We start from the raw sequence: 6,616 nt of genomic DNA on the forward strand, positions 1-6,616 counted from the left end.
TCATCCGGTCTCTATTATTTTGAAATGCTTTAGAGCACTTACTTTATCAATTTGACAATCTTTTAGAGAATATCCGTTACATATATCAATTTTATTCCTATCTTTGCCGACAATTAACATTCAACAAACCTATGAGTTACTTGATAAAACCAAAGAACTATAACCCGCTACTCGACCTCAAACAGACCGAGCTGGGAATCAAACAAATAAAAGAGTTCTTCCAGTTAAACTTATCATCCGAATTGCGCCTCCGACGTGTGACCGCCCCCCTGTTTGTGTTGAAAGGAATGGGTATCAATGATGACTTGAATGGAATAGAACGTCCTGTTTCTTTCCCTATCAAAGACCTGGGCGACGCACAAGCAGAAGTGGTTCATTCATTGGCTAAATGGAAAAGACTGACATTAGCCGATTACCATATCGAACCCGGATATGGCATTTATACAGACATGAACGCCATCCGCTCTGATGAAGAACTGGGCAACCTCCACTCCCTCTATGTAGACCAATGGGACTGGGAACGTGTCATCACTAACGAAGACAGAAACATACACTTCCTGAAGGAAATCGTAAACCGCATCTATGCGGCCATGATCCGCACGGAATATATGGTATATGAAATGTATCCTCAAATCAAGCCATGCTTGCCACAGAAGCTACACTTCATTCACTCGGAAGAGTTACGCCAACTCTATCCCGACCTGGAACCGAAATGCCGCGAACATGCTATCTGCAAAAAATACGGAGCTGTATTTATCATAGGTATAGGTTGCAAACTAAGTGACGGCAAGAAACATGACGGACGTGCACCGGACTATGATGACTACACAACAAAAGGCCTGAACGACCTTCCCGGACTCAACGGTGACCTGCTGTTGTGGGACGATGTGCTGCAACGCTCCATCGAACTGTCATCCATGGGTATCCGTGTAGACAAAGAAGCCCTGCAACGTCAGTTAAAAGAAGAGAAAGAAGAAAAAAGACTTGAACTTTATTTCCACAAGCGACTGATGAACGACACCCTTCCATTATCTATCGGCGGTGGTATCGGACAATCCCGTTTGTGTATGTTCTACCTGCGCAAAGCCCATATCGGAGAAATACAAGCCAGCATCTGGCCCGAAGATATGCGCAAGGAATGTGCGGAACTTGAAATACATCTTATATAATTACTATGAACGTACAGATTGAAGAAAGCTGGAAAACACATCTGGCACCCGAATTCGACAAAGACTACTTTCGCACACTGACCGATTTCGTCAAAAGCGAATATAGCCAATATCAGATATTCCCGCCGGGAAGACTGATATTCAACGCTTTCAATCTTTGCCCTTTCGACAAAGTGAAAGTTGTAATCATCGGACAAGATCCTTACCACGGACCGGGACAGGCACACGGTCTCTGTTTTTCTGTGAACGACGGAGTCCCCTTCCCCCCTTCATTGGTGAACATCTTCAAAGAAATCAAAGCAGATATAGGCACTGACGCCCCCACAACGGGGAACCTGACACGTTGGGCGGAACAAGGTGTATTGCTACTCAACGCTACCTTGACCGTACGCGCCCACCAAGCAGGCTCACACCAAAACCGTGGTTGGGAAGCATTCACCGACGCTGCCATCCGCGCTTTAGCAGAAGAAAAAGAAAACCTGGTATTTATCCTGTGGGGATCATATGCCCAAAAGAAAGGAGCATTTATCGACCGCAACAAACACTTGGTACTTACTTCCGCTCATCCTTCTCCCCTTTCCGCCTACAATGGCTTCTTTGGAAACAAACATTTCAGTCGTGCAAACGATTATCTGAAAGCACACGGAAAAACTGAAATCACATGGTAATTGGATAAGTTGAGAATGGAAAACTTTCACTTTCCATTCTCAACTCAACTCTCCACTTATTTTAGTACCACTGAATATTGCTTTGTGTCTGACTTCTCTGCTCATACTTCAAATCCTGCAGGATACTTGCATTTGCACGGATTGTTACATTATAGTATTTCCAGCGTCCAAAAGGCGAAAGACTGGCCGACAGATTGAAACAGTGCAAGTCACGAGAGATAGTGCAGGAAGTCTGTGTAATCTCTTTTGCCTGGAAATCATATCCTGAGTTGAAAGATAAAGACCAGTTATTGGAAATCTTCACATTTCCGTTCGCATTAATATTATGCGTATAAGTATAAGGATATCGCATGGAATGACGATTGATAGGCTTCGTTCTATCTTCACGAATGTTAAACGAATAACTGAGACTTAATGACCAAGGCATTTTAAACACTTGATAACCATCCGAGTCTGCCTGTGCCTTTTCCACTTTCTTGGTTGCAGTACCATCTTCTCCGTCCGTTCCTTCCGCATCATCATCCTCGCCATCCCCTTTCTTTTTATCCTTGCCTTTCTCATCCTCTTTCGGGCCGAACCATTTCTTCCATGTATCATTGTTGAAAGTATAGTTGAAAGAAGAACCATAGCCCTGAAAACGTCCGAAACGTCCGTATGACCATTCCGTACGGTTACTTGTCACCACATTACCATTTTTATCGAATGTATAGGCATAGGTAGCAAATTGGGCATTCATATTGAAGGTATAATTCTTGGTCAGCTTTAAACGTAGATTCATTGACAAATCACTCCACGGTCTTTCCTTGGCAGCCATATTATAAGACATATTCGCGCTCAAATCATCAATAAGACTAACCTTCTTGACCGTATCTTTTTTCGCATCATAATACTTCATCTCCAAGTTATTAGCTATCGAGAAACTTACCGTTCCCGAGCCCTCACGCGAAGGCACGCCATAAGGCTGTCCGGTGAAAGGAGAATAATACTGTGTATTACCGTTATAATCCGTATATTCTTCCCAGTACTTGCTGAATCCCGGAGCACCACTTAAACTTACTTGCGGCGTGAACACGTGACGAATCTGTATCTCCTTCTTCTTCGCAAAAAGCGGTTTATACATACCATATAACTTCGTACTCAAACTCAAGCTTGCCGAGTAATTGGATACACGATAAAAACCATTGAGAGAATCGCCCGGCAATGATTCCAACTTGTGAGTATCCTCGTTGTAATGCTGATTGATTTTACGGGTGTACCAGCGTTCCGTATAATTCACCGAAGGATTGACCTGCAAATATTTAAACAACGTGAAAGTGGCACTAATGGGAATATTATGATTCATCGCATTCTCCCATTCACTCAGTCCGGCTTTGAACAGACGGTCATCTTTCGTGCGGATACTGTTCGTCAAACGTCCTGAATAGCTGACAGAAATCTTTTCATACCAGCGTTCGGCTCCTGCCGCTTTCTTACGTTTGAAAGGGAACAGACGGCTTAATGTGATATTAAGGTCGGGCAACGTCACCGCAACCGAAGAGTCACGCATTGTCTGGGCGATATTGGTCGTTCCGGACAATGTCAGACCGATATCGGGAAAACTACGTGAGTAACTGATACTTGAAGTCTTGGTATTCTGCGTCAACAACTGAGAGTTATAAAGGTTGTTGATATTAGAACGTTCGTAACTACTGGTCGAGAAGTTCACACTGGCGGAGAAAGTACTGTTCGGGCTGGCTTTAGCATCCTGGCGATGGTTCCAGACCACCTTGAAGTCCTTGGCAACCGCATAATCCGGCATTCCCTTATCCCCCGTCTTGGTAATCTGATAGTCCGCCTGCAACGTACCGGAATATTTATAGCGCTTGTTATAATTAGTCAGTCCGGAAAGTCTCCACGAACCTTTCGTAAAAATATCCCCTGTCATCTTCAAGTCCATAATGTCACTGATGGCAAAATAGTATCCCCCTTCGGCCAAACCGAAACCACGGCTGGAGTCGTCCATATAAGTCGGCATGATGAAACCGGAAGAATAACTGCTGGAGAACGGGAAGAAAAAGAACGGAACAGCCAACGGCAAAGGAACATCTTCCACCACCAGGTAGGCAGGCCCTGTCACCACATTCTTTTTAGGACGTACTTTCGCACGTGTCAATTGCATATAAAAGTGAGGATGATCGTGATGATCGCAGGTCGTATAGCGTCCGTGCTCCATAAAAATTTCATCATTTGCGCCTTTCTTGGCCTTACTACCGGTCACGTATCCTTCTCCCTGTTGGGTGACAATATCGGTGATTCCCGCTTTCTTAGTCTTGAAATTATAGCGGATAGTTTCCGTATCATAGGAAGTATCCCCTTCCTTAAATACCGGTTTACCTTTTTCCACTCCGGTGGAGTCCTTGATGCCATAGGCATGAACAGTACTGCTATCCAGATTCATCGAAATAACCTCGGCAGCCAGTTCGATATTCTGATAATTGACCTTTCCGCTACCGTAAAGTGTAGCAGACCCACCCAAAGTAAATACGGTGGAGTCGTTAGATTCATATACAACCGGTGCGTCAAGCGGTTGCTTCTTCTGAACGGGTGCGATGGAATCAATGCGTACCGTAACCGTATCTGCCTTCAATGAGTCATTCCCATTCAGGGAATCCTTCTGTGCAGTATTGGACGTAATCATTCCTCTTCTTCGACGCTGAGACGTAGCCTCATCGGGAAGCATCAGTAAGACAATCAGCAGTATAAATGATATAAGTATTTTTGCTTTCAATGGCGCCATTAACTAATAGTTTACGCTTGAAGTGGCAAAAGTACACAAACTTCACCAATAATGAGTCAGAATCTCCGTTATTTAATTATTTTTTAGTGCTATAAAAAGAGAGAGCACCATCTGTCAAAGCGACTTAACCCCTCTTCTCCATATTTAGCAATACTTTTCCGTGCCTTTTCCACTGTCTTCTCTTCATCCAGACGGGTCTTAGAAAAGAATTTATCGGCAAAACAAATCAACTGTTCTTCCATAGTGACAGGCAACATCTCACGGTGAGGAATGGGAAGCTGCTGGTCGATAATATCCTGCAAGGAAAGCCCTGCTCCCGTATGACGTTCGCAGACCAGCGCATGTTGCGGAAAGCCTTCCGCCCGCAAAATCTCAGCCCCCAAATATCCGTGGGCGATATAAGGATTCTCTCCAAAGCACTGAATGGCCGGAGCATCCGTCTGAAAAATGCCAATATCATGCAAGAGAGCAGCCTCTTTCACAAAACTCCGGTTTAAACGCAGTTCGGGATGCGCATCCAGTATTTTCATAGCTTTCCCCGATACGGAAAGACTGTGTATCACTAAAATCTGACGCTGTTCTGTGTTCTCCGGATAATACTTATCAATGATTTCGTATGGATTCATATGCTTGTTTTTTTGCTCTCTTGATGAGAAATTAATATTTTTGTGCAATATTACAAAAAAAATTACCGATATGCAAACTCGAAATTCTTTCACTCTCTTTTTTCTGTTCATTATGTCCTTTCCACTGTACGTATGCAGTCAAATTGTCACGGGAGCAGAACAGATGGAGCAATATCTGCCGTTGTTGAAAGGAAAACGCATCGGAATGGTAGTCAACCACACTTCGGTCGTGGGAATGAATCAAACTCATCTTCTTGACACCTTATTAAAAAGAAACGTCCGGATCATCAAAGTATTTGCCCCCGAGCATGGTTTCCGCGGAAATGCGGATGCAGGGGAGACTGTGAAAGACGGAAAAGATTCGCGCACCGGAGTCTCCATCGTTTCTCTTTACGGCAACAACAAGAAGCCGACTGCCGCCCAACTAAAAGATATCGATGTTATCTTATTTGATATTCAGGATGTGGGAGCGCGCTTTTATACTTATATCAGCACTATGTACTATGTGATGGAAGCCTGCGCAGAAAACAATAAAGAGATGATTGTATTAGACCGCCCCAATCCATGTGATTACGTAGAAGGACCGATACTCAAACCGGCTTACCGAAGTTTTGTCGGTATGCTCCCTATCCCGGTGCTTCACGGATGCACCATCGGCGAACTGGCACAAATGATAAACGGGGAAGGATGGATTGCCAACAAGAAAAATCCTTGTCCACTAAGGGTAATCCCAATGACCGGATGGAAACACGGAGAACCTTATTCACTTCCCATAAAGCCCTCTCCTAATCTACCGAATGACCAGTCCATCCGTCTCTACGCCTCACTTTGTCCTTTCGAAGCAACCCGCGTCAGCGTGGGGCGGGGAACTACATTTCCTTTTCAAGTGTTGGGAGCACCCAACAAGAAATATGGAGATTTTACTTTTACTCCCCGCTCCCTCGCCGGTTTCGACAAAAACCCGATGCACAAGAATGTAGCTTGCTATGGAGAAGACCTTCGGAACGCGGATGCCGTGAACGGATTTACACTTCGCTACTTCCTGCATTTCTACCGGTTGTCCGGTGAAGGCGCAGCCTTTTTCTCCCGTGCCCGATGGTTTGATTTGCTTTTGGGTACGGATAGTGTACGCAAAGCTATCCTTAGAGGGGATTCGGAAGACACTATCCGGAATAGCTGGCAAAAGGAATTGCAAACTTATAAGGAGATTAGAAAGAAATATTTACTCTATTGATTACTTGCTTATTCTTGTGCGAAAATGAATGAAACGGTGCGAAAATGGACCAACTATACTATCCGCACCTTACTATAAAGTTGAAAAGGGTTCTTCGTCAAATTTGGTGGTACTTCTTCTATTGTGAATAAAGAATCTTGGCT

Annotated in this window: 5 protein-coding genes; 3 read left to right on the forward strand and 2 right to left on the reverse strand. The window is 44.2% G+C overall.

Features of this window, described 5'->3' with window-relative positions; all coding sequences use genetic code 11:
• Positions 1-131: 131 nt before the first annotated feature.
• Together asnA and ung are read left to right on the forward strand one after the other, a co-directional pair.
• Complete coding sequence (asnA, locus tag RDN93_RS10045) at positions 132-1,169, forward strand: aspartate--ammonia ligase (protein WP_308745388.1); 1,038 nt, start codon at positions 132-134, stop codon at positions 1,167-1,169.
• Between the two features lie 5 nt (positions 1,170-1,174).
• Positions 1,175-1,837 (forward strand): uracil-DNA glycosylase, encoded by a 663-nt coding sequence (ung, locus tag RDN93_RS10050; RefSeq protein ID WP_308745389.1) that lies wholly within the window; start codon positions 1,175-1,177, stop codon positions 1,835-1,837.
• Positions 1,838-1,898: 61 nt separating this feature from the next.
• On the opposite strand, the gene RDN93_RS10055 is transcribed toward ung, so the two are convergent.
• Both RDN93_RS10055 and RDN93_RS10060 read right to left on the reverse strand, forming a co-directional pair.
• Entirely contained in the window at positions 1,899-4,613 is a 2,715-nt protein-coding gene (locus RDN93_RS10055; protein WP_308745390.1) for a putative LPS assembly protein LptD, read from the reverse strand.
• 89 nt (positions 4,614-4,702) lie between these two features.
• Positions 4,703-5,239, reverse strand: coding sequence for an HDIG domain-containing metalloprotein (locus tag RDN93_RS10060; RefSeq protein ID WP_308745391.1), 537 nt, complete (start codon positions 5,237-5,239; stop codon positions 4,703-4,705).
• A 70-nt stretch (positions 5,240-5,309) separates the two neighbouring features.
• Between RDN93_RS10060 and RDN93_RS10065 the strand changes: the two genes are divergently transcribed.
• Positions 5,310-6,473 carry a DUF1343 domain-containing protein gene (locus tag RDN93_RS10065; protein ID WP_308745392.1) on the forward strand — a complete coding sequence of 388 codons (1,164 nt, stop codon included), beginning with the start codon at positions 5,310-5,312 and terminating at the stop codon, positions 6,471-6,473.
• Positions 6,474-6,616: the final 143 nt, after the last annotated feature.

Source organism: uncultured Bacteroides sp. (assembly GCF_902491285.1).
Classification (GTDB): Bacteria; Bacteroidota; Bacteroidia; order Bacteroidales; family Bacteroidaceae; genus Bacteroides.

Coding starts and splice junctions, on each gene's coding strand:
- asnA (WP_308745388.1), top strand. CDS start 132: ATGAGTTACTTGATAAAACCAAAGAACTATAACCCGCTACTCGACCTC.
- ung (WP_308745389.1), top strand. CDS start 1,175: ATGAACGTACAGATTGAAGAAAGCTGGAAAACACATCTGGCACCCGAA.
- RDN93_RS10055 (WP_308745390.1), bottom strand. CDS start 4,613: ATGGCGCCATTGAAAGCAAAAATACTTATATCATTTATACTGCTGATT.
- RDN93_RS10060 (WP_308745391.1), bottom strand. CDS start 5,239: ATGAATCCATACGAAATCATTGATAAGTATTATCCGGAGAACACAGAA.
- RDN93_RS10065 (WP_308745392.1), top strand. CDS start 5,310: ATGCAAACTCGAAATTCTTTCACTCTCTTTTTTCTGTTCATTATGTCC.